This window comes from Hydrogenophaga sp., from assembly GCF_051858985.1.
In the GTDB taxonomy this organism is placed as follows: Bacteria; Pseudomonadota; Gammaproteobacteria; order Burkholderiales; family Burkholderiaceae_C; genus Hydrogenophaga.
Window position 1 is genome coordinate 738716 of the sequence record NZ_JBHYGM010000001.1, and the last position, 20259, is coordinate 758974.

Here is a 20259-nt window from a genome sequence, read left to right on the forward strand (position 1 = left end):
ATGACAGTAATGAACCCAGGATGGTACCGCAGCGCAACATACACCCACCCCCCCTATGGAAACCCCTGTTGTCATGGGCAGGAAACCCCGTTGCAATCGTTCTGTCACACAAGACCCATACGCTACCCCGTTCCCGACACCCTCTTAGGAGCATTCATGCACAAGCGACTTCTTCCCCTGTCCGGCGCCCTGGCGCTCGCCGCCCTGCTGAGCGGCCCGGCCCACGCCCAGACTGAAATCCAGTGGTGGCACTCCATGGGCGGCGCCCTGGGTGAATGGGTGAACGACCTTGCCAAGGATTTCAATGGCTCGCAGACCCAATACAAAGTGGTGCCCACCTTCAAGGGCAGCTACGACGAGTCGATGACCGCGGCCATCGCGGCATTCCGGGCGGGCAACGCTCCTCACATCCTTCAGGTGTTCGAAGTGGGCACCGCCACGATGATGGCCAGCGGCGGCGCGATCGTGCCGGTTGGCAAGATCATGAACGACGCGGGCGTGAAGTTTGACCCAGCGGCCTATGTGCCGGCGGTGTCGGGCTACTACACGGCGCCCAATGGACAGATGCTGAGCTTCCCGTTCAACAGCTCGACCCCCGTGTTCCACTACAACAAGGACGCCTTCAAGGCGGCAGGTCTGGACGCTGAAAACCCACCCAAGACCTGGCCCGAAGTGGCGCTGGCCGCGGGCAAGCTCAAGGCCTCCGGCCACAAGTGCCCTTTCACCACCAGTTGGGTGAGCTGGACGCAGCTGGAGAGCTTCGCCGCCTGGCACAACATCGAGTTCGCCACCAAGGGCAACGGCATGCGCGGCATCGACGCGCGCTTGAACTTCAATGGCCCCCTGCACGTGCGCCACATCGAGAACCTGGCCAACATGGCCAAGACCGGGCTGTTCGTCTACAAAGGTCGCGGCAATGCGGCTGACTCGACCTTCGTCTCCGGCGAATGCGCCATGATCACCGGCTCATCAGCGCTCTACGGCAACGTCAAGCGCAACAGCAAGTTCGTCGGCGGCATCGGCACCCTGCCCTACTACCCTGATGTGTCCGGCGCACCGCAGAACACCGTGATCGGCGGTGCCAGCCTGTGGGTGATGTCCGGCAAGAAGGCCGACGAGTACAAGGGCGTGGCCCAGTTCTTCGCGCACCTGTCCAAGCCTGAGGAAGCGGCCAAGAGTCACCAGCGCACAGGTTACCTGCCGGTCACCATCGCGTCCTTCGAACTCACCGACAAGAGCGGCTTCTACAAGCAGAACCCGGGCACCGACGTCTCGGTGACGCAGATGATCCGCAAGACCACCGACAAGTCGCGCGGTATCCGCCTGGGCAATTTCGTGCAGATCCGGACCATCAACGACGAAGAACTGGAACAGGTCTGGTCGGGTCGCAAAGCGCCCAAGCAGGCACTGGACGACGCCGTGCGTCGCGGCAACGAGCAACTGTCGCGCTTCGAAGCCGCCAACAAAGGCAAGTGATGAACCTGTGGGCGCCGCTGGCGCCCTGCCCGCCCCGCACCGGCGCGACCCGGTCGGGGCGGTTTTTGTTGTAGCCTCGCGCACATCGTCCGCACTCACGAGCCTTCATGGAAAAACGCGTCCGCTTCCGTTCGAGCTGGTTGCCGTGGGCACTGGTGGCCCCGCAGATGGCGGTGGTCCTGATCTTCTTTTTCTGGCCGGCTGCACAGGCGCTTTACCAGAGCGTGCTTCAGGAAGACGCGTTCGGAATGGCCACGGAATTCGTGGGCATGCAGAACTTTCGCCGGTTGTGGGAAGACGAGACCTACATCGCCTCGTTCAACACCACCGCAATCTTCTCCGTCCTGGTCGCGACCGTCGGGCTGGCTGTGGCGCTGTTGCTGGCGCTCATGGCAGATCGCGTGATCAAGGGATCGGGCGCCTACAGGACGCTGCTGATCTGGCCCTATGCAGTCGCGCCTGTCGTGGCTGGCGTGCTCTGGCTGTTCATGTTTGCCACGCCTTTTGGCACCGTTTCCTACCTTCTGCGGGCGCTGGGGTATGAATGGAATCACCTGCTGGACCCGACCGACGCCATGGGACTCATCGTGATGGCGGCGGTCTGGAAGCAGATCTCCTACAACTTCCTGTTTTTCCTGGCCGGTCTGCAGTCGATTCCCAAGTCTCTCATCGAGGCAGCGGCCATCGACGGCGCCGGGTTCTGGCGGCGTTTCGCGACCATCGTGTTCCCCCTGCTTTCGCCCACCACCTTCTTCCTGCTGGTGATCAACATCGTCTACGCGTTCTTCGACACGTTCGCGATCATCGACGCGGCCACGCAAGGAGGTCCTGGCAAGTCCACGTCCATTCTGGTCTACAAGGTGTATTACGACGGTTTCAAGGCCCTCGACCTGGGGGGCTCGGCCGCGCAGTCCGTGGTCCTGATGACGATCGTCATCACGCTGACCGTGATCCAGTTCCGTTTCGTCGAGAAAAAGGTGCAGTACTGATGATCGAACGACGCCCCGGACTGACTTTCCTGTCCCATTTCATCCTCATCCTCGGCGTGGCCATCGTGGCCTTTCCGGTCTATGTGACGCTGGTGGCTTCCACGCAATCGTCGGCACAGATCGCGTCGTCGGTCCCCATGTCGCTGCTGCCAGGCAACAATTTCCTGCAGACGTACAAGGTGGCCCTTTTCGGAGGCGAAACGGAAATGGGCAGCACGTTGCCCGCCGCCTTGCCCATGATGGGCACCAGCCTGATCATGGCGTTGGTCATTGCCCTCGGGAAAATCGCCATCTCGCTGCTGTCGGCCTTTGCCATCGTGTACTTCCGGTTTCCGATGCGCAATCTGGTGTTCTGGATGATTTTCGTGACCCTGATGCTCCCGGTGGAGGTGCGCATCGGGCCCACCTACAAGGTGGTGAGCGACCTGGGCATGCTCAATTCCTACGCGGGACTCACGATTCCGCTCATCGCCTCGGCCACCGCCACCTTCCTGTTCAGACAGTTCTTCCTGACGGTGCCTGACGAACTGGTCGAAGCCGCGCGCATGGATGGCGCAGGTCCCATGCGCTTCTTCTGGGACGTGCTGCTTCCTCTCTCACGCACCAGCATCGCAGCCTTGTTTGTCATCCAGTTCATCTATGGGTGGAACCAGTACCTCTGGCCGCTGCTGGTGACCACCAGCGAGGAGATGTACCCCATCGTGCTCGGCATCAAGCGCCTGGTCTCCGGAGAGTCCTACACCGAGTGGAACGTGCTCATGGCCACGGCGATCCTCGCCATGCTTCCGCCGGCCATTGTGGTCATCCTCATGCAGAAGTGGTTCGTCAAGGGCCTGGTAGACACCGAGAAGTAAGCGAAAGACCGAGAACAACATGGCCTCCATTTCCCTGCGCAACGTCGTCAAACGCTACCGCACCGGCAAGACCGAGTTGCAGGTGATCCACGGCGTGAATGCCGAGATCACCGACGGCGAATTCATCGTCATCGTCGGCCCTTCTGGCTGCGGCAAGTCCACCTTGCTGCGCATGGTCGCCGGGCTGGAAGAAATCAGCGGTGGGGACATCTGCATTGGCGATCGCGTGGTCAACCAGCTGGAACCGGCCGAGCGCGACATCGCCATGGTGTTCCAGAACTACGCGCTGTATCCGCACATGACCGTCTTCGACAACATGGCCTACGGCCTGAAGATCGCGAAAGTGCCCATCGCCGAGATCAAGCAGCGCGTGGACAAGGCCGCCGGCATTCTGGAGCTGGGTCATCTGCTGGCCCGCAAGCCCCGTGAACTCTCCGGTGGCCAGCGCCAGCGCGTGGCCATGGGCCGCGCCATCGTGCGCCAGCCGCAGGTGTTCCTGTTTGACGAGCCGCTGTCCAACCTGGACGCCAAGCTGCGCGCCCAGACGCGGCTGGAGATCCAGAAGCTGCACCGTGAGCTCGGCATCACATCGCTGTTCGTCACGCACGACCAGGTCGAGGCCATGACACTGGCCGAACGGATGATCGTGATGAACGCCGGGCGCATGGAACAGTTCGGCACGCCCGAGGAGGTCTACTCCCGCCCGGCCACCACCTTTGTCGCCAGCTTCATCGGCTCACCGCCCATGAACCTGCTGAAGAATGCCCCGGGTGGTCGCCCCGGCAGCATCCTCGGCGTCCGGCCGGAGCACCTGGACATCGGCACCGAAGGCTGGTCTCTGCAGGTGGAAACCGTGGAACTCCTGGGCGCCGAGCGGCTGGTCCATGCGCGCCTGGACGGCGAACAACTCATCATCCGCACCCACGAGGACCAGGGCGCGCCGGCCATCGGCAGCACCATCCACGCCAAGCCGCGTGAAGACCGGATGCACTGGTTCAACGCCGAAACCGGCCAGCGCCTGTGAAGTACCCCCGGTGGATCGCCCACCGCGGCGCGGGAAAGCTGGCGCCTGAAAACACCCTGGCCGCGTTCCGGCTGGGCGCCCGGCACGGCTACCGCATGTACGAATGCGACGCCAAGCTCAGCGCCGACGGCGTGGTGTTCCTGTTGCACGACGCCACGCTGGAGCGCACCACCAACGGCCAGGGCGTGGCGGGCAACCTGGCATGGAGCGATTTGAGCCGGCTCGACGCCGGCGGCTGGCATTCGCGCGCGTTCGCAGGCGAACCCCTGGCGACGCTGGAGGCTGTGGCCCGCCACTGCCAGGCGCAGGGCCACTGGTTGAACATTGAAATCAAGCCCACGCCCGGCATGGAAGCGCAGACCGGACGTGCGGTAGCGCTGGAGGCCGCCCGGCTCTGGGCCAACGACCCCGAACACACCCCGTTTCTCACGTCCTTCCAGCCCGAAGCGCTTCAAGGGGCCAGGGACGCAGCCCCCGATCTGCCCCGTGGGCTGCTGCTCGACACGCTCTGGGATGGCTGGCTGCAGGCCGCCGGTCAGCTGGGCTGCGTGGCACTGGTGTGCAACCACGCTCTATGGGATGCCGCGACCGTGGCACAGGCCCGGGATGCAGGCCTCAAGACGCTGGCCTACACGGTCAACGACGACTGGGCTGTGCAACGTCTGCTGGCTCTGGGGCTCGACGGCATCATCACCGACCGCCTCGACCTGTTCGCGCCGATCGACTGAGTCCGGCGCCGCCGGTCAGCGGCGACGGTGAAGCCACCAGGCCAGCGTGCCCTGCACCACCACCAGTGCGGCATAAGTGGCGATCTTGCCGTCTCGCCCGAAGAACACGAGGCCGCCCACGAGCACCGCGATGCCCGCCACCAGCAACATGAAGGCTTCCAGCCGGGCGCCAGGTGCCATGCGCCCGGCTCGACGAAGCCGGGGCACGCCCCAAAGGATCACCGCCACCACCAGCGCGGGCGCCACGAAGCCCGCCAGGTGCCCCAAAAACTCCAGAGGTGTCATTTCAAGTTGACAGTGACATGCATAAGGGTTCAATTTTATAATCAGCGCATGTCTGTCTGGGCCCTCGGCATCAATCACAACACGGCTCCGCTCGATCTGAGAGGCCGTTTCGCCTTTGCCATCGACCAGATCCAGCCTACCCTGCATGGGTATCGGCAGAGTCTGGCGCGCCAGCCCGAGGCCACCTTGCTCTCCACTTGCAACCGCACCGAGCTCTACGGAGCCGGGGATCAGTCGGCAGTGGATCCCACACTGGATTGGCTGGCTCAGACTGGCGGCGTGAGCAGCCATGTGCTGCGCGACCACGCCTACGTGCTTCGCGACGACCACGCCGCACGCCATGCTTTTCGCGTGGCCAGTGGCCTGGACAGCATGGTGCTGGGCGAAGCGCAGATTCTTGGCCAGATGAAGGACGCGGTGCGCGCTGCCAGCGATGCCGGCGCCCTGGGAACCACGCTGCACCAGCTGTTCCAGCGCTCATTCGCCGTGGCCAAGGAAGTGCGCAGCTCCACCGAAATCGGCGCGCACTCCATCAGCATGACCGCCGCCGCCGTGCGCCTGGCTTCTCAGCTGTTCGAGGACCTGCGCGACATCAAGGTGCTGTTCGTCGGCGCAGGGGAAATGATCGAACTGGCTGCCACCCATTTCGCAGCCCGCACGCCCAAAAGCATGGCGATCGCCAACCGCACGCTGGAACGCGGTGAAAAGCTGGCGATCCGTTTCGGCGCCCAGGTGATGCGCCTGGCCGATGTGCCCGACCGCCTGCACGAATTCGACGCCGTGATCAGCTGCACCGCCAGCACGCTGCCCATCATCGGCCTGGGCGCCGTGGAACGCGCTTTGAAGAAGCGGCGCCACCGCCCGATGTTCATGGTCGATCTGGCGGTGCCGCGCGACATCGAGCCCGAGGTCAAGGCGCTGTCGGACGTTTATCTGTACACCGTGGACGACCTCGCCACCGTGGTGCAGACTGGCAAGGACCACCGCCAGGCTGCAGTGGCTCAGGCCGAAGCCATCATCGATGCGGGTGTGCTGAGTTTCATGAACTGGATGGAGCAGCGCGACCCCGCCCACGGTGTGGTTCCGCTCATCCAGCAGATCAACGCCCAGGCGGACGAATGGCGGGCGGTGGAGATGGCCCGTGCGCGAAGACTGCTGGCCAAAGGGGAATCGGTGGAAGCCGTGCTGGAAGCACTCTCCCGCGGGCTCACGCAGAAGATGCTGCACGGCACCCTGGCCGAACTGCACACAGGTGACAGCGCGGCGCGGGCCGCCACTGCGCAGACCGTCTCCCGCTTGTTCCTGCGCGACGAGCCCTCCCGAATCCCGCGCGACACGCAACCCTAGCTGGTGGCTCCAGCATCGGGCCCGTGCAGGCGAAGGTTTGCGCTGGCGGGGCTGGATCATCCTTCCCTCCCATGAAAAATTTTGTCCGCGATACCTTGCTGCGTCAGCGCGCACGGCTGCATGAACTCGACGCGTTGTTGTCCGCACCCGACGTCGTCGACGACATGGAACGCTTTCGCTCGTTGAGCCGCGAACACGCGGAAGCTTCCACCGTCGTCGACGTGTTCAACCGCTACCTGCAGCGGGAAGCCGATGCCGCTTCGGCGAAAGACATGCTGGGCGATGCCGACATGGCCGAGATGGCCCAGGAAGAAATCAAGAGCGTAGAAGCCGACCTGGACCGTCTGGACGACGAATTGCAGCAACTGTTGCTGCCCAAGGACCCCGACGACGAGCGCAACGCCTTCGTGGAAATTCGCGCCGGCACTGGTGGCGATGAATCCGCGCTGTTCGCCGGCGACCTGGCCCGGCTGTACACACGCTATGCCGAACGGCAACGCTGGCAAGTCGAAATCGTGAGCGAATCGCCCAGCGAACTGGGCGGCTACAAGGAAGTGGTGCTGCGCATCGCCGGGCCTGGCGCATATGGGCGCTTGCGCTTCGAGTCCGGCGGGCACCGCGTGCAACGCGTGCCCGCAACGGAAACGCAGGGTCGCATCCACACCAGTGCGGCCACCGTGGCGGTGATGCCCGAGCCCGATGAGACACAAGCGGTGCAACTCAACCCGAGCGAACTGCGGATCGACACCTACCGCGCCAGCGGCGCCGGTGGCCAGCACATCAACAAGACGGATTCGGCCGTGCGGGTGACACACCTGCCCACCGGCATCACCGCCGAGTGCCAGGACGGGCGCTCCCAGCACAGCAACAAGGCCAAGGCGTTGCAGGTGCTCACCGCACGACTGCAGGAGAAGGACCGCAGCGAGCGTGCGGCCGCCGAGGCTGCCACCCGCAAGGGGCTTATCGGAAGCGGTGACCGAAGCGACCGCATCCGCACGTACAACTTCCCACAGGGTCGGCTGACGGACCATCGCATCAACCTCACGCTGTACAAGGTGCTGCAGGTGATGGAAGGCGATCTGGACGATGTGATCCACGCGCTGCAGGTGGCGCGCGGCACCGAGCTGCTGGCTGAGCTGGAACAGCGCAACGGCACATGACACTGGGCGACACCCTCAGGGAGCTGCGGCGCCAGGGGCTGGAGCGGCTCGATGCGCAGATGCTGCTGCTGACGGCCCTTGGACGCGATCCGCACGACCGCGCCTGGCTGATGGCACATGAGGGCGACGGGGTGGCCCCGGAAGCCGGCATGGTCCTGAACGCGCTGGCGCAGCGTCGCCTGCAGGGCGAACCCATGGCCTATCTGCTGGGCGAACAGGAGTTTTTCGGCCTGACGCTCGAGATCGACGCCAGGGTGCTGGTGCCGCGCGCCGACAGCGAAGCCCTGGTGCAATGGGCGCTGGAGGTGACGGATGGCATGCCGTCCACCGCGAGTGTGCTGGACCTCGGCACGGGCAGCGGCGCCCTTGCCCTGGCACTCAAGGCCACCCGCCCGGCGTTGAGGGTCACCGCCACAGATGCCAGCGCGCCGGCATTGGAAGTGGCCACCGCCAACGCCCGGCGCCTGGGGATCACGGTGGACTTCCATCTCGGCAACTGGCTGGCCGCTGTCCCGGGTCGGTATTTCGACGTCATCGTCAGCAATCCGCCGTACATCGCCACGGGCGACCCGCACCTGCCAGCGCTGAGCCACGAGCCAGTTCAGGCATTGACTTCAGGCGAGGACGGCCTCCTGGACATCCGCACGTTGGTGGCGGCCGCGCCGAGCACACTCAACCCGGGTGGCTGGCTGCTGCTGGAGCATGGCCACGACCAGGCAGCTGCCGTGCGCCTGCTGCTGGAGAACGCAGGTTTCACCCACGTCAGCAGCCGCACCGACCTCGCGGGCATCGAACGCTGCACCGGCGGGCAATGGCCCGCACGGCGATAATGCGAGACGTTCCCGGGTGTTGCCCGAACCATTTGCAAAAGGACACTCCACCATGAGCGACGCACAAGACCGCATCGACCAACTGGTCAAGACCAATGACATCGTGCTGTTCATGAAAGGCAGCGCGAGCTTTCCCATGTGCGGCTTTTCGGGCCGCGCGATCCAGATCCTGAAGGCCTGCGGCGTTGAAACCAAGACCCTCAAGACCGTCAACGTCCTCGAGGACGACGGCATTCGCCAGGGCATCAAGGAATACAGCAACTGGCCCACCATCCCCCAGCTCTACGTGAAGGGTGAGTTCGTTGGCGGCTCGGACATCATGATGGAGATGTACCAGTCGGGCGAACTGCAGCAGGTGATCAACGGACAAGCCTGACTGTTTCTGCACCGCACGACAGCCACCTTCGGGTGGCTTTTTTCTGGTCTCAAGTTGCGGCTTTTCACACAGCCAGCGGCAGTCCTATGGATTGAGGGCAACAACAGTGGCATTTCTGCATTGAGCGCAGGCACGTCTTGTGCTTGAATGAATTCGTCACCGAACCCCACAGGAGAACCGCATGAGCTCTCGCAGCCTGGTCGCTTCACCCTCCCTCGGTCTGCCCATCGCCCAGATGCGCAGCGTGTTCAGTGCCGACGACGTCGAGCGCAAGCTGGCCCACCTGCAGGCCAGCGGCAACGAGCGCGACTACGAGGGCCTGCGCAACACCTGGCAACGCATGCTCGAGCGCGGCCCCCAGCGCTTTGCGGTCAAGCCCTCCGGTGTGCCCGACATGGCGCCGCTCTACGACTTACTGCCCAATTTTGGTGAGGTGCTCGACGACGTGAAGCGCCATGTGGCACTCAGCCAGGACAGCAGCGACAGTCTGGAGGTGACGCCCATTCTTCTGCTGGGCCCGCCCGGCGTGGGGAAAACGCACTTCGCGCGCCAGCTCGCCGACCTGCTGGGCACGAGCATGAGCCTGGTTCCCATGAGTTCCATGACCGCAGGCTGGCTGCTGTCGGGGTCGTCTTCCCAATGGAAGGGTGCCAAGCCGGGCAAAGTGTTCGAGGCATTGGTGGACGGTCAGTACGCCAACCCCGTGATCGTGGTGGACGAGATCGACAAGGCCAGTGCCGACGCGCAGTACGACCCCCTGGGCGCGCTGTACAGCCTGCTCGAACACGACACGGCGCAGAACTTCGTGGACGAGTTCGCGGAGGTCCCGATCGACGCCAGTCAGGTGATCTGGGTGACCACGGCCAATCACGAACGCAGCATTCCCGAGCCCATCCTCAACCGCATGAACGTGTTCGAGATCGCGCCACCATCACCCGATGCCGCGCGAAAGATCGCGGCCCACCTCTACCGCAGCATCCGGGGCGAGCACGACTGGGGCCAGCGCTTTGATCCTGAACCTGCCGACGACGTGCTCGACGCCCTCGCCACACTGGCACCTCGCGAGATGCGCCGCGCCCTGGTGACCGCGTTTGGCAATGCGCGCCTAGACAACCGCTACGGCCTGGAGGCCGACGACCTGCCCAGGCAAGGCTCGGGCAAAACGCGCATCGGCTTCGTGCAGTAGTTACGCATCCGGGTGGGCCCAGTTCTTCGCCGCGGCATACACCGCGTTGGGGTACTCGGCGCGTCCCCGGCTGCCGTTGTACCGGCCCAGCGCCATGAAGGTATCGCCCCGTTCGCGGTCCAGGTAATGGCGCAGGATGACGCACCCAAAGCGCAGGTTGGTCTGCATGTTGAACAGGCGCCCCACCTCGCCGTCGCCGATCAGCCGCGACCAGAACGGCATGATCTGCATGTAGCCTCGAGCGCCCACGCGTGAAATCGCAAACTTGCGAAACGCGCTCTCCACCTGGATCAGCCCGAGCACCATGGTGGTGTCGAGTCCGGCGCGCTTCGACTCGTACCAGACGGTCTGCAGGAATTCGATGCGGGTCTGAAAATCGGTCTTGCGTCGATAGAGGCGATCGCTCATGGCCCCGAGCCAGCGCAAGTAGGCCAGTCGCCTCACAGGATCGGTGAAATCCGGCACAGGCGGCGCGTTGTTGGCGATCGCGGCACTCAGCGCCCCCCGCACGGAGTCGGCCAGCGGCTCTTCGAGTTGACCGCCCGCCGCCGCCAGACCCGGCCAGCCTGCCAGGCCCAGCGAGGCGACGCCGATCAGGCAGTCCCGCCGCGACCAGCTTGCCAGGTTCATGCCTTCAGTTTGCCCTGGAGAAAAACAAGCAGCTCGGGCGTGTTGACCTGGGTGGCTGCGCTGTCCCGGCGGTGCTGGTACTCCACCTGTCCCGCCTTCAGGCCGCGCTCGCCGATGGTCACGCGATGCGGCACGCCGATCAGTTCCCAGTCGGCGAACATGGCGCCCGGGCGCTCACCGCGATCGTCCAGGATCACGTCCACTCCCGCAGCCATCAGTTCGTCGTGCAGCCGCTCGGCGGCCTGCTTCACCTCCGCGCTGCGGTCCATGCCGATGGGGCAGATCACCAGCGTGAACGGTGCCAGTGCGTCCGGCCAGATGATGCCGCGTTCGTCGTGGTTCTGCTCGATGGCAGCGGCCGGCAGACGCGTGATGCCGATGCCGTAACACCCCATCTCGAAAAAGGCCGGCTTGCCATCCTCACCGAGGAAAGTCGCGTTCATGGCCTTGCTGTACTTGGTGCCGAGGTAGAACACATGGCCCACCTCGATGCCGCGCTCGATGGCAAGCGGGCCCTTTCCATCCGGCGATGCATCGCCCTCGACCACATTTCGCACGTCTGCCACCAGGGCAGGCTCAGGCAGGTCGCGACCCCAGTTCACGCCGGTCATGTGGAAATCCGGCTCGTTGGCACCACAGATCCAGTCGGCCAGCACCGCCACCTCGCGGTCCACCACCAGCTTGACCGGCTTCTTCAGGCCGATCGGGCCCAGGTAGCCGGGCTTGCACCCGAAATGCGCTTCAATCTCGGGAACGGAAGCGAAACGGAACCCGGCCTCCAGGCCCGGCACTTTGGCCACCTTCACCTCGTTCATGTCGTGGTCGCCGCGCAGCAGCAGCAACCAAACCTGACTCTGCGAGACTTCGCCGGCCTCGTTGAGCTCGTCCGTGGCGAGCACCAACGACTTGACCGTGGTGGCCAGCGGCACGCCGAGCAACGTGGCGACGTCGGCGCAGGTGCTCTTGCCAGGCGTGGGCGTCTTCACCATCGGATTGACGGACCCCGGCCGGGGTCCCGCCGGCGCCAGCGCCTCGGCTTTCTCCATGTTGGCGGCGTACTCGCTACCCGGGCAGTAGACGATGGCGTCCTCGCCGGTGGCGGCGATCACCTGGAACTCCTCGGACAGGTCGCCCCCGATCGCGCCACTGTCGGCTGCGACAGCGCGATAGCGCAGACCGAAGCGGTCAAAGATGCGGCGGTACGCGGCGGCCATCACCTGATAGCTCGCCTGCGCGGCTTCTCCGTCGCGGTCGAAGCTGTAGGCGTCCTTCATGATGAATTCGCGGCCGCGCATGAGGCCGAAACGCGGGCGCCGCTCATCTCGGAACTTGGTCTGGATCTGGTAGAAGTTCTTCGGCAACTGCTTGTAGCTGCGAAGCTCCTGCCGCGCAATGTCGGTGACCACCTCCTCGCTGGTGGGCTGAACCACAAAATTGCGTTCATGTCGGTCCTGGATGCGCAACAGTTCCGGCCCCATCTTCTCGAAGCGGCCGGTCTCCTGCCACAGCTCGGCGGGCTGGATCACCGGCATGGTGAGCTCGACCGCGCCAGCCCGGTTCATCTCCTCGCGCACGATCGCTTCCACCTTTTGAATCACGCGCAGGCCCATCGGCATGTAGCTGTAGATGCCGGCGCCGAGCTTCTTGATCATGCCGGCGCGCGTCATCAGCTGATGACTGACCACCTCCGCATCTGCGGGAGCTTCCTTGAGGGTGGAGATGAAGAACTGCGAGGCTTTCATGGAGGCACCAGGGTTCTGCCAACGGCAGGAAGTGGGAGTCGATCTGGGGGTTCGGGCGCACCGCGCGGCCCCCGGCGGGAACCGTCCGCACGCTCCAGCGGGGCAACGGGTGTGTGGTCACTTCGCAAGTCGCACGCAGCGATGCATAATGAACACAGTTTAAAAATTTGGGGTTGATTATGCTTGACAGAGAAGGCTTCAGGCCCAATGTCGGCATCATTCTGCTCAACCAGCGAAACCAGGTGTTCTGGGGCAAACGGATCCGTTCCCACTCCTGGCAGTTTCCGCAGGGTGGCATCGATCGGGGGGAAACTCCCGAACAGGCGATGTACCGCGAACTGCACGAAGAAGTGGGGCTCATGCCCGAACACGTGAGCATCGTCGCCCGCACGCGGGACTGGTTGCGCTACGAAGTGCCGGACCGCTTCATTCGCCGCGACGCGCGCGGCCACTACAAGGGTCAGAAGCAGATCTGGTACCTGTTGCGCCTGGTGGCGCAGGACTGGAACCTGAACCTTCGTGCCACGAGCCATCCTGAGTTCGACGCGTGGCGCTGGCACGACTACTGGGTGCCGCTGGATGTGGTCGTCGAGTTCAAACGAGGCGTGTACGAACTGGCGCTCACTGAACTCTCGCGCTACCTGCCCAAGACCGAAAATCGCAACCGCTACCTTCGTGGCGGCGTGCGCCATCGAAACGAGGACGGCCAGGCGAACGCGAACGCATCGCTCTCTCCCCATGGGCTGGAGTTGCCGCCGGGCGCCAGCTTCGACCCCGACCCGCAGAACGACACCCGTTCTGCGCCCATCGAACCCAAATGACCACTTCCCAATCCCGCCTGCCGACCCGCAAGTCGGCATTGGCCCGTGCCTCCCTGTGTGCGCTCTTCAGCCTGAATGCGGCAGGCCTTGCCTTGGCCGTCGATGACGAAGCGGCCTGGCAGGAGATGGCCACGCCGGCACCCAAGACGTTCAGCGTCGACCGGTTGCAAAGCTTCACCGTCTCGCCTTCATCCTCGTTGACCTACGGTATCGACCCCGAGACCTTGACCGTGGGCGAAGACCGGGTGGTTCGGTATGTCATGGTGGCCCGCAGCTCCAGCGGCGCACTGAACGTGCTGTATGAGGGGATCCGTTGCCAGTCGGCGCAAGTGAAAACGTACGCACGCTGGGACAACAACCGATCCGCCTGGAACACACCCCAAAAAGCAGAATGGAAGCCGTTGGCTCTGGATGGGGCTACACGACCCGCCACCATTCTGGCGATGGAAGGCTTGTGCAACGGGAACGCCGTCAATGGCACGCCGCGAAAGATGCTGGCGACGCTCAAGACCGGCAGATACCTGCAGCGCTGACGACTGGCGCCGCCCGGTCGTCGGATCAAGACCGGGCTGCCAGCACCAGGTTGTCGCGGTGGATCATCTCGGGCTCGGCGGCGTAGCCGAGCAGGCGCTCAAAATCGGCCGATGATTTGCGACAGATCAGCCGCGCTTCCGAACTGGCGTAGTTGGCCAGACCGCGCGCCACCTCCTGACCGCGAACATCGTGAACGGCGATCACATCCCCGCGCGAAAAATCGCCGGACACGGCCGTCATGCCGATCGGAAGCAGGCTCTTGCCTTCACTCACGATCTTGCCCACCGCGCCGTCGTCGACCACCACCGCGCCGCGAAGCTGGAGGTGGTCAGATATCCAGCGCTTGCGCGCCTGATTCTTCGCTGTCTGTGCCACAAGGCAGGTGCCGATCGCTTCGCCAGCCACCAGGCGCAACAGCACACGTGGTTCTCGCCCCCAGGCAATCACGGTGGAGGCGCCAGAGCCGGCTGCCCTTTTCGCAGCGAGGATCTTGGTGATCATGCCTCCCTTGCCGATGCCGCTGCCCGCGCCTCCGGCCATCGCCTCCAGCTTCGGATCGCCGGCGCGAGCCACGTGCACGAACTGCGCTGCGGGGTCGCGCCTGGGGTCGGCTGTGTAGAGACCTTTCTGGTCCGTAAGGATCACGAGCACATCCGCTTCCACCAGGTTGGCCACCAGCGCACCCAGCGTGTCGTTGTCTCCGAACTTGATCTCGTCGTTGACCACGGTGTCGTTCTCATTGATCACCGGCACCACACCCAGCTGCAGGAGCGTGAGGAGGGTCGAACGCGCATTGAGATAGCGTTCCCGATCCGCCAGGTCAGCGTGGGTGAGCAGCACCTGTGCGCTGCCCACGCCACAAGCACTGAGCTTGCTTTCGTACATCTGCACCAGCCCCATCTGACCGACGGCGGCCGCGGCTTGCAGTTCGTTCACTTCGCGCGGACGTGTGCTCCAGCCCAGGCGCTTCATGCCTTCGGCAATGGCACCGCTGCTCACCATGATGACCTCGCGGCCTTGCTGGACCAGCGCCGCCAGTTGCTCGCTCCACTGGCCGATGGCTTCCTCGTCCAGGCCCCGGCCCTCGTTGGTGACAAGGCTGGAGCCGACCTTGATGACGATCCGGCGCGCTGACTGAAAGACAGCGGCGGGCGTCAGGCCCAGGGCGTTCATCGAAACATCGGTCTGCAGCATGTGGGAAGCTAGGTCCATCGGTCGAAGGGATTCGTGATCAGGGCGCTTTGGATGCGTCGGCGAAGCGCGGGTCGATGTCCACCGGAGGAAGCGAGTCCGTGTGCACCTTCGCAATGTGCTGGTACACCTTCTGAACAAGCAGCTCACACCCTTCTCGGGTCAGCGCGGAGATTTCGAACACGGGTCCCTTGTACTTGAGGCGTTTCACGATGCCCTGGATGCGCTGTTCGCGCTCTTCGGCAGGCAACATGTCCACCTTGTTGAGCACCAGCCAGCGTGGCTTGTCGTACAAGGCCTGGTCGAACTTTTTGAGTTCGGCCGCGATCGCCTTGGCCTGCACCACCGGATCCACGCCTTCATCGAACGGCGCGACATCCACGAGATGCAGCAACAGTCGTGTGCGCTGCAGATGTCGCAAGAATTGGTGACCAAGGCCCGCGCCTTCCGACGCGCCCTCGATCAGCCCCGGGACATCGGCGACGACGAAGCTCTTCTCCGCTGCGACGCGCACCACACCAAGATTGGGATGCAGTGTGGTGAATGGGTAATCGGCAATTTTCGGCCGGGCGTTCGAAATGGCTGAAATCAAGGTCGACTTGCCGGCGTTGGGCATGCCCAGCAAACCCACATCGGCCAGCACCTTGAGCTCGAGCTTCAAGCTGCGTTTCTCGCCTGGCCAACCGGGCGTCTTCTGCCGCGGCGCGCGATTGGTCGAACTCTTGTAGTGCATGTTGCCGAAGCCGCCATCACCACCTTTGGCGATCGTCACCTGCTCACCAGGCTGCAGCAATTCGTGCAATACCTCGCCGGTTTCGGCATCAGCAATGATGGTGCCCACAGGCATCTTCAGCACGATGTCATCGCCCTTCACGCCAAACATGTCCGACCCTTTGCCATGTTCGCCGCGGTGGGCCTCGAAACGGCGGGTGAAACGGAAGTCGACCAGCGTGTTCAGGCTCGCATCTGCCAGCGCATACACATGCCCTCCCCGGCCCCCATCGCCCCCGTCCGGACCGCCGAATTCCTTGTACTTTTCGTGCCGGAACGAGGCGCAGCCATTGCCGCCATCGCCCGCAGCGACATCGATCGTGGCTTCATCCACAAATTTCATGACACGCCCTCAAGGAAGGAAAACTGACTCCACGAACCCAAAAACAAAAAGCCCGCATGAGCGGGCCTTCTGCATTCGACATATCACCTGAGCCCCACACGCTGCCCGGATTCTGCAATCGGGCTGCGCCTGCGGCAACCGGTCAGACCGGCGTGATGCTGACGACGTGGCGGTTCAGTTCGCCCTTGACGGCAAACGTGACGTGGCCGTCGGCCGTCGCAAAGATCGTATGGTCCTTGCCCAAACCCACATTGAGGCCGGGGTGGAACTTGGTGCCGCGCTGACGCACGATGATCGAACCGGCTGTGACCAGCTCGCCGCCGAAGGCCTTCACACCCAGCATCTTGGGCTTGGAATCGCGCCCGTTTCGCGTTGAGCCGCCGCCTTTTTTCTGTGCCATGTTGACTTACTCCTCAGGCTGCGATCGACGAGACCTGCAGTTCGGTGAAATTCTGACGGTGACCCTGGCGCTTCTGGTAGTGCTTGCGACGGCGCATCTTGAAGATGTGCACCTTGTCGTGCCTGCCATGGACCAACACCGTGACCGTGACCGTTGCGCCGGAAACCAAGGGAGTGCCTACCTTGATCTCGGTGCCGTTGCCGACAGCCAGAACCTGGTCAAACACGATCTCTTGGCCCACATCCGCAGCAATCTGTTCTACTTTGATTTTTTCGCCAGCAGCAACACGATACTGTTTGCCGCCGGTTTTTATGACCGCGTACATATGAACCTCTTGTAAAAAATCCACGAATGGAAATCCAGCGGACCAAATTCCACTGAACTCGGGATTTTAGCATGTGCCATTACACGCTGGCTAGTCCACCCGTCAGGCCTCGCGTATGGCGATATTCGCGCAAATGGCATCTGCGACGCCTTTACCACCCTTCCTATAATCCGAGGCCGTTCGTGACCCACCCGCGAACGGCGACCACGTGACCACATCCACCCCGACTCGAACGCTTCTGGAACTGATCCAGCCCGACATGCGGCAGGTGGATCGGGTCATCGGCGAACGGCTGACCACGGAAGTGCCGCTGGTCCGCGAAGTTGCGCAGTACATCATTTCCGCCGGTGGCAAGCGCTTGCGCCCCGCCTTGTTGCTGCTGATGAGCGGTGCGATTGGCAGCCAGCACCCCATGCGTCACACCTTGGCGGCGGTGGTGGAGTTCATCCACACCGCCACACTCTTGCACGATGACGTGGTCGACGAGTCGACCCTTCGCCGCGGCCGGGAAACCGCCAACGAGCGTTTCGGCAACGCCGCCAGCGTCCTAGTGGGCGACTTCCTCTATTCACGGGCTTTCCAGATGATGGTGGACGTCAGCAACATGCGTGTGATGCAGGTGCTGTCTGATGCCACCAATGTGATTGCCGAGGGCGAGGTGCTGCAACTCGTGAACATGCACGACGCCTCCATCGATGAAAGCGCTTATCTCCGCGTCATCCGCTCCAAGACGGCCAAGCTGTTCGAGGCCAGCGCCCGCCTTGCTCCAATTCTGGCGGGATCGGATGAGCGCACCGAGACGCTCTGCGCGCAGTACGGCCAAGCATTGGGCACGGCGTTCCAGGTGATCGACGATGTGCTGGACTACGAGGGCAGCCCCATGGAACTGGGCAAGAACCTGGGGGATGACCTCCGAGAGGGAAAGGTCACACTGCCCATCATCTGCGCCCTTCGGACAGGGTCGGACAGCCAGAAGGCGCTCATTCGGCAGGCCATCGAGCAAGGCGATGTCTCGCACCTAGACACCATTCGGGACATCATCCTGGAGACGGGCGCTCTGGAGGCTGCGCGCACCAGTGCGCACGCCGAAGCCACGCGCGCAATGGAGGCGGCAGGGCAACTGCCGGTCAATGCGTACAGCGAGGCTTTGCTACAATTGGCGGCTGGTCTCCTGGAGCGCCGCTCCTGAGTCCAGACGGCGACCACAACGCCGTTTTGCGGTCGACTGGAAGACCCATCGGGGTGTAGCTTAGCCTGGTAGAGCGCTACGTTCGGGACGTAGAGGCCGGAGGTTCGAATCCTCTCACCCCGACCAGCTTTTGCGTCTCGCATCACGAAGGGCTCAGCGCCCAAAGGCGAGATTTGGCGGATGGCCGGCAAGCCCGCCACCTCCATACAACGCCAAATGCGGCATAAACGGCATTTTCAGCACAAGTTGCCTCAATATCGCCGGGCAAGTCCTTGATTTACGCTAGATTACGGGCTTATGGCGTCTGTCGAATCCGTCGTCCAAGATACACCTTCCATGGCCTTGCCAGGCTTGGGGCGTGCGCTCGTGTCCGCAGGCAAGCTTGGGCAAAAGGCCGCTGAAGACCTTTACCGCAAGGCGCAAAGCGGTCGCACCAGTTTCATTGCCGAACTCACCGGCTCGGGCGCCGTGTCGGCTTCGGACCTGGCCCACACCATGTCAGTGGCGTTTGCGGCACCTTTGCTGGACCTTGATGCCATCGATGTCCAACGACTCCCTGCCGGCCTGCTGGACGCCAAGATCTGTGCCGACTACCGCATCGTCGTCCTGAGCAAGCGCAACAACCGGCTCATGGTTGCCACGGCCGACCCCGCGGATCAGCAAGCGGCCGAGAAGATCAAGTTCGCCACGCAGATGGGTGTGGACTGGGTGATTGCCGAGTACGACAAGCTCAGCAAACTGGTGGAAACGCAGACCACCAGCGTCAACGAGACGATGGACAACATCATCGGTGGCGATTTCGAGTTCGACGAGGTGGCGACCGACGCGGTGAGCGATGTGACCGACAAGGCGTCGGAAGTCGATGACGCGCCGGTGGTCAAGTTCCTCCACAAGATGCTCATCGACGCATTCAACATGCGCGCGTCCGACCTGCATTTCGAGCCCTACGAGCACAACTACCGAGTGCGCTTCCGGGTGGATGGCGAGCTTCGCGAAATTGCCTCGCCGCCCATCGCGATCAAGGACAAGCTGGCCTCCCGCATCAAGGTGATCTCCCGCATGGACATCTCCGAGAAGCGGGTGCCGCAAGACGGTCGGATGAAACTCAAGATCGGCCCTGAACGGGTGATCGATTTCCGCGTCAGCACACTGCCCACGCTCTTTGGCGAGAAGATCGTGATCCGTATCCTGGACCCGAGCAGTGCCAAGGTCGGTATCGATGCGCTGGGGTATGAGCCGGAGGAGAAGGAACGGCTGATGAGCGCCATTGGCCGTCCCTACGGCATGGTGCTGGTCACCGGCCCAACCGGTTCGGGCAAGACGGTTTCGCTCTACACCTGCCTGAACATCCTCAACAAGCCGGGCATCAACATCTCGACGGCGGAAGATCCATCTGAAATCAACCTGCCCGGTGTGAATCAGGTAAACGTCAACGAGAAAGCCGGCCTCACTTTCGCGGCTGCACTGAAGGCGTTCCTGCGTCAGGATCCCGACGTGATCATGGTGGGTGAGATTCGGGATCTCGAGACCGCCGACATCTCCATCAAAGCGGCCCAGACGGGTCACATGGTGCTGTCCACCCTGCACACCAACGACGCACCCACCACGCTCACGCGGATGATGAACATGGGCATCCCCACGTTCAACATTGCCTCCAGCGTCATCCTGATCACTGCACAACGGCTCGCACGCCGCCTGTGCGCCACCTGCAAGGCGCCATTGGACGTTCCGCGCAAGGCGCTGGTGGACGCCGGATTCAAGGCCGAAGACCTTGATGGCACCTGGACGCCGTATCGGCCGGTGGGTTGTTCTGCCTGCAACAACGGCTACAAGGGACGCGTTGGTATCTACCAGGTCATGCCCATCAGCGAAGAGATCCAGCGGATCATCCTGCGCGGTGGCAGTGCACTGGACATTGCCCAGCAAGCCAGCAAGGAAGGGGGCCGAACGCTTCGAGAGTCGGGCCTCCTCAAGGTCAAGCTCGGCATGACTTCACTGGAAGAAGTGCTCAGCGTGACGAACGAGTGACGCTGTCTGGACACAAGCCTTAGAGGACCC

21 protein-coding genes and 1 tRNA gene are annotated in these 20259 nt (G+C 63.4%); 15 read left to right on the forward strand and 7 right to left on the reverse strand.

Going from position 1 to position 20259, the window contains the following annotated elements; genetic code table 11:
* Positions 1–156 precede the first annotated feature (156 nt).
* From ugpB to ugpQ, 5 genes are all read left to right on the forward strand, one after another.
* Positions 157–1476, forward strand: coding sequence for a sn-glycerol-3-phosphate ABC transporter substrate-binding protein UgpB (gene ugpB, locus ACTIEY_RS03580; RefSeq protein ID WP_439517721.1), 1320 nt, complete (start codon positions 157–159; stop codon positions 1474–1476).
* A 107-nt stretch (positions 1477–1583) separates the two neighbouring features.
* Positions 1584–2465 (forward strand): sn-glycerol-3-phosphate ABC transporter permease UgpA, encoded by an 882-nt coding sequence (gene ugpA / locus ACTIEY_RS03585; RefSeq protein WP_439517722.1) that lies wholly within the window; start codon positions 1584–1586, stop codon positions 2463–2465.
* Positions 2465–3319, forward strand: a complete 855-nt coding sequence (gene ugpE, locus ACTIEY_RS03590) for a sn-glycerol-3-phosphate ABC transporter permease UgpE (RefSeq protein WP_439517723.1) — start codon at positions 2465–2467, stop codon at positions 3317–3319. The genes ugpA and ugpE overlap by 1 nt, the downstream gene beginning before the upstream one ends.
* 19 nt (positions 3320–3338) lie before the next feature.
* On the forward strand, positions 3339–4343 hold the full coding sequence (locus ACTIEY_RS03595; protein WP_439517724.1) for a sn-glycerol-3-phosphate import ATP-binding protein UgpC: 1005 nt from the start codon (positions 3339–3341) through the stop codon (positions 4341–4343).
* Positions 4340–5071 carry a glycerophosphodiester phosphodiesterase gene (gene ugpQ / locus ACTIEY_RS03600; protein ID WP_439517725.1) on the forward strand — a complete coding sequence of 244 codons (732 nt, stop codon included), beginning with the start codon at positions 4340–4342 and terminating at the stop codon, positions 5069–5071. The genes ACTIEY_RS03595 and ugpQ overlap by 4 nt, the downstream gene beginning before the upstream one ends.
* Before the next feature lie 15 nt (positions 5072–5086).
* Here ugpQ and ACTIEY_RS03605 read toward each other — a convergent pair whose 3' ends face one another.
* Entirely contained in the window at positions 5087–5356 is a 270-nt protein-coding gene (locus ACTIEY_RS03605; protein ID WP_439517726.1) for a hypothetical protein, read from the reverse strand.
* 48 nt (positions 5357–5404) lie between these two features.
* Between ACTIEY_RS03605 and hemA the strand changes: the two genes are divergently transcribed.
* The 5 genes from hemA to ACTIEY_RS03630 all read left to right on the forward strand — a co-directional run bounded on the left by hemA (position 5405) and on the right by ACTIEY_RS03630 (position 10255).
* The gene (gene hemA, locus ACTIEY_RS03610) at positions 5405–6703 is read left to right on the forward strand and encodes a glutamyl-tRNA reductase (protein ID WP_439517727.1); all 1299 of its coding nucleotides are present in this window, start codon (positions 5405–5407) and stop codon (positions 6701–6703) included.
* 71 nt (positions 6704–6774) lie between these two features.
* Positions 6775–7863 carry a peptide chain release factor 1 gene (prfA, locus tag ACTIEY_RS03615; protein WP_439517728.1) on the forward strand — a complete coding sequence of 363 codons (1089 nt, stop codon included), beginning with the start codon at positions 6775–6777 and terminating at the stop codon, positions 7861–7863.
* Positions 7860–8693: a peptide chain release factor N(5)-glutamine methyltransferase gene (prmC, locus tag ACTIEY_RS03620; protein ID WP_439517729.1), complete on the forward strand. Its 834-nt coding sequence runs from the start codon at positions 7860–7862 to the stop codon at positions 8691–8693. The genes prfA and prmC overlap by 4 nt, the downstream gene beginning before the upstream one ends.
* 52 nt (positions 8694–8745) lie before the next feature.
* Positions 8746–9069, forward strand: a complete 324-nt coding sequence (gene grxD / locus ACTIEY_RS03625; RefSeq protein ID WP_439517730.1) for a Grx4 family monothiol glutaredoxin — start codon at positions 8746–8748, stop codon at positions 9067–9069.
* A gap of 181 nt (positions 9070–9250) precedes the next feature.
* Entirely contained in the window at positions 9251–10255 is a 1005-nt protein-coding gene (locus tag ACTIEY_RS03630) for an AAA family ATPase (RefSeq protein WP_439517731.1), read from the forward strand.
* Here the strand turns inward: ACTIEY_RS03630 and ACTIEY_RS03635 are convergent, their stop codons facing one another.
* Together ACTIEY_RS03635 and ACTIEY_RS03640 are read right to left on the reverse strand one after the other, a co-directional pair.
* On the reverse strand, positions 10256–10885 hold the full coding sequence (locus ACTIEY_RS03635) for a lytic transglycosylase domain-containing protein (RefSeq protein WP_439517732.1): 630 nt from the start codon (positions 10883–10885) through the stop codon (positions 10256–10258).
* Positions 10882–12627, reverse strand: coding sequence for a proline--tRNA ligase (locus ACTIEY_RS03640; protein WP_439517733.1), 1746 nt, complete (start codon positions 12625–12627; stop codon positions 10882–10884). The genes ACTIEY_RS03635 and ACTIEY_RS03640 overlap by 4 nt, the downstream gene beginning before the upstream one ends.
* 179 nt (positions 12628–12806) lie before the next feature.
* Between ACTIEY_RS03640 and ACTIEY_RS03645 the strand changes: the two genes are divergently transcribed.
* On the forward strand, positions 12807–13448 hold the full coding sequence (locus tag ACTIEY_RS03645; protein WP_439517734.1) for an RNA pyrophosphohydrolase: 642 nt from the start codon (positions 12807–12809) through the stop codon (positions 13446–13448).
* Complete coding sequence (locus tag ACTIEY_RS03650) at positions 13445–13981, forward strand: CNP1-like family protein (RefSeq protein WP_439517735.1); 537 nt, start codon at positions 13445–13447, stop codon at positions 13979–13981. The genes ACTIEY_RS03645 and ACTIEY_RS03650 overlap by 4 nt, the downstream gene beginning before the upstream one ends.
* A gap of 25 nt (positions 13982–14006) precedes the next feature.
* On the opposite strand, the gene proB is transcribed toward ACTIEY_RS03650, so the two are convergent.
* The 4 genes from proB to rplU all read right to left on the reverse strand — a co-directional run bounded on the left by proB (position 14007) and on the right by rplU (position 17012).
* On the reverse strand, positions 14007–15155 hold the full coding sequence (proB, locus tag ACTIEY_RS03655) for a glutamate 5-kinase (RefSeq protein WP_439518266.1): 1149 nt from the start codon (positions 15153–15155) through the stop codon (positions 14007–14009).
* A gap of 58 nt (positions 15156–15213) precedes the next feature.
* Complete coding sequence (gene cgtA / locus ACTIEY_RS03660) at positions 15214–16287, reverse strand: Obg family GTPase CgtA (protein WP_439517736.1); 1074 nt, start codon at positions 16285–16287, stop codon at positions 15214–15216.
* 142 nt (positions 16288–16429) lie between these two features.
* Positions 16430–16687, reverse strand: a complete 258-nt coding sequence (gene rpmA / locus ACTIEY_RS03665; RefSeq protein ID WP_428288247.1) for a 50S ribosomal protein L27 — start codon at positions 16685–16687, stop codon at positions 16430–16432.
* Between the two features lie 13 nt (positions 16688–16700).
* Positions 16701–17012 carry a 50S ribosomal protein L21 gene (gene rplU, locus ACTIEY_RS03670; RefSeq protein WP_439518267.1) on the reverse strand — a complete coding sequence of 104 codons (312 nt, stop codon included), beginning with the start codon at positions 17010–17012 and terminating at the stop codon, positions 16701–16703.
* 259 nt (positions 17013–17271) lie between these two features.
* On the opposite strand from rplU, the gene ACTIEY_RS03675 reads away from it, so the two are divergent.
* From ACTIEY_RS03675 to pilB, 3 genes are all read left to right on the forward strand, one after another.
* On the forward strand, positions 17272–18201 hold the full coding sequence (locus ACTIEY_RS03675; RefSeq protein ID WP_439518268.1) for a polyprenyl synthetase family protein: 930 nt from the start codon (positions 17272–17274) through the stop codon (positions 18199–18201).
* 49 nt (positions 18202–18250) lie between these two features.
* Positions 18251–18327: transfer RNA gene (locus ACTIEY_RS03680), tRNA-Pro, on the forward strand.
* 210 nt (positions 18328–18537) lie between these two features.
* Complete coding sequence (gene pilB, locus ACTIEY_RS03685) at positions 18538–20229, forward strand: type IV-A pilus assembly ATPase PilB (protein WP_439517737.1); 1692 nt, start codon at positions 18538–18540, stop codon at positions 20227–20229.
* Positions 20230–20259 lie beyond the last annotated feature (30 nt).

Excerpts from the sequence above, each read along its gene's own strand:
- prfA (WP_439517728.1), top strand. The coding sequence starts at position 6,775 with ATGAAAAATTTTGTCCGCGATACCTTGCTGCGTCAGCGCGCACGGCTG.
- rpmA (WP_428288247.1), bottom strand. The coding sequence starts at position 16,687 with ATGGCACAGAAAAAAGGCGGCGGCTCAACGCGAAACGGGCGCGATTCC.
- ACTIEY_RS03595 (WP_439517724.1), top strand. The coding sequence starts at position 3,339 with ATGGCCTCCATTTCCCTGCGCAACGTCGTCAAACGCTACCGCACCGGC.
- rplU (WP_439518267.1), bottom strand. The coding sequence starts at position 17,012 with ATGTACGCGGTCATAAAAACCGGCGGCAAACAGTATCGTGTTGCTGCT.
- ACTIEY_RS03645 (WP_439517734.1), top strand. The coding sequence starts at position 12,807 with ATGCTTGACAGAGAAGGCTTCAGGCCCAATGTCGGCATCATTCTGCTC.
- ugpB (WP_439517721.1), top strand. The coding sequence starts at position 157 with ATGCACAAGCGACTTCTTCCCCTGTCCGGCGCCCTGGCGCTCGCCGCC.
- ACTIEY_RS03605 (WP_439517726.1), bottom strand. The coding sequence starts at position 5,356 with ATGACACCTCTGGAGTTTTTGGGGCACCTGGCGGGCTTCGTGGCGCCC.
- grxD (WP_439517730.1), top strand. The coding sequence starts at position 8,746 with ATGAGCGACGCACAAGACCGCATCGACCAACTGGTCAAGACCAATGAC.
- hemA (WP_439517727.1), top strand. The coding sequence starts at position 5,405 with ATGTCTGTCTGGGCCCTCGGCATCAATCACAACACGGCTCCGCTCGAT.
- proB (WP_439518266.1), bottom strand. The coding sequence starts at position 15,155 with ATGAACGCCCTGGGCCTGACGCCCGCCGCTGTCTTTCAGTCAGCGCGC.
- ugpA (WP_439517722.1), top strand. The coding sequence starts at position 1,584 with ATGGAAAAACGCGTCCGCTTCCGTTCGAGCTGGTTGCCGTGGGCACTG.
- ACTIEY_RS03650 (WP_439517735.1), top strand. The coding sequence starts at position 13,445 with ATGACCACTTCCCAATCCCGCCTGCCGACCCGCAAGTCGGCATTGGCC.
- ACTIEY_RS03640 (WP_439517733.1), bottom strand. The coding sequence starts at position 12,627 with ATGAAAGCCTCGCAGTTCTTCATCTCCACCCTCAAGGAAGCTCCCGCA.
- ACTIEY_RS03635 (WP_439517732.1), bottom strand. The coding sequence starts at position 10,885 with ATGAACCTGGCAAGCTGGTCGCGGCGGGACTGCCTGATCGGCGTCGCC.
- pilB (WP_439517737.1), top strand. The coding sequence starts at position 18,538 with ATGGCCTTGCCAGGCTTGGGGCGTGCGCTCGTGTCCGCAGGCAAGCTT.
- ugpE (WP_439517723.1), top strand. The coding sequence starts at position 2,465 with ATGATCGAACGACGCCCCGGACTGACTTTCCTGTCCCATTTCATCCTC.
- ACTIEY_RS03675 (WP_439518268.1), top strand. The coding sequence starts at position 17,272 with ATGCGGCAGGTGGATCGGGTCATCGGCGAACGGCTGACCACGGAAGTG.
- ACTIEY_RS03630 (WP_439517731.1), top strand. The coding sequence starts at position 9,251 with ATGAGCTCTCGCAGCCTGGTCGCTTCACCCTCCCTCGGTCTGCCCATC.
- prmC (WP_439517729.1), top strand. The coding sequence starts at position 7,860 with ATGACACTGGGCGACACCCTCAGGGAGCTGCGGCGCCAGGGGCTGGAG.
- cgtA (WP_439517736.1), bottom strand. The coding sequence starts at position 16,287 with ATGAAATTTGTGGATGAAGCCACGATCGATGTCGCTGCGGGCGATGGC.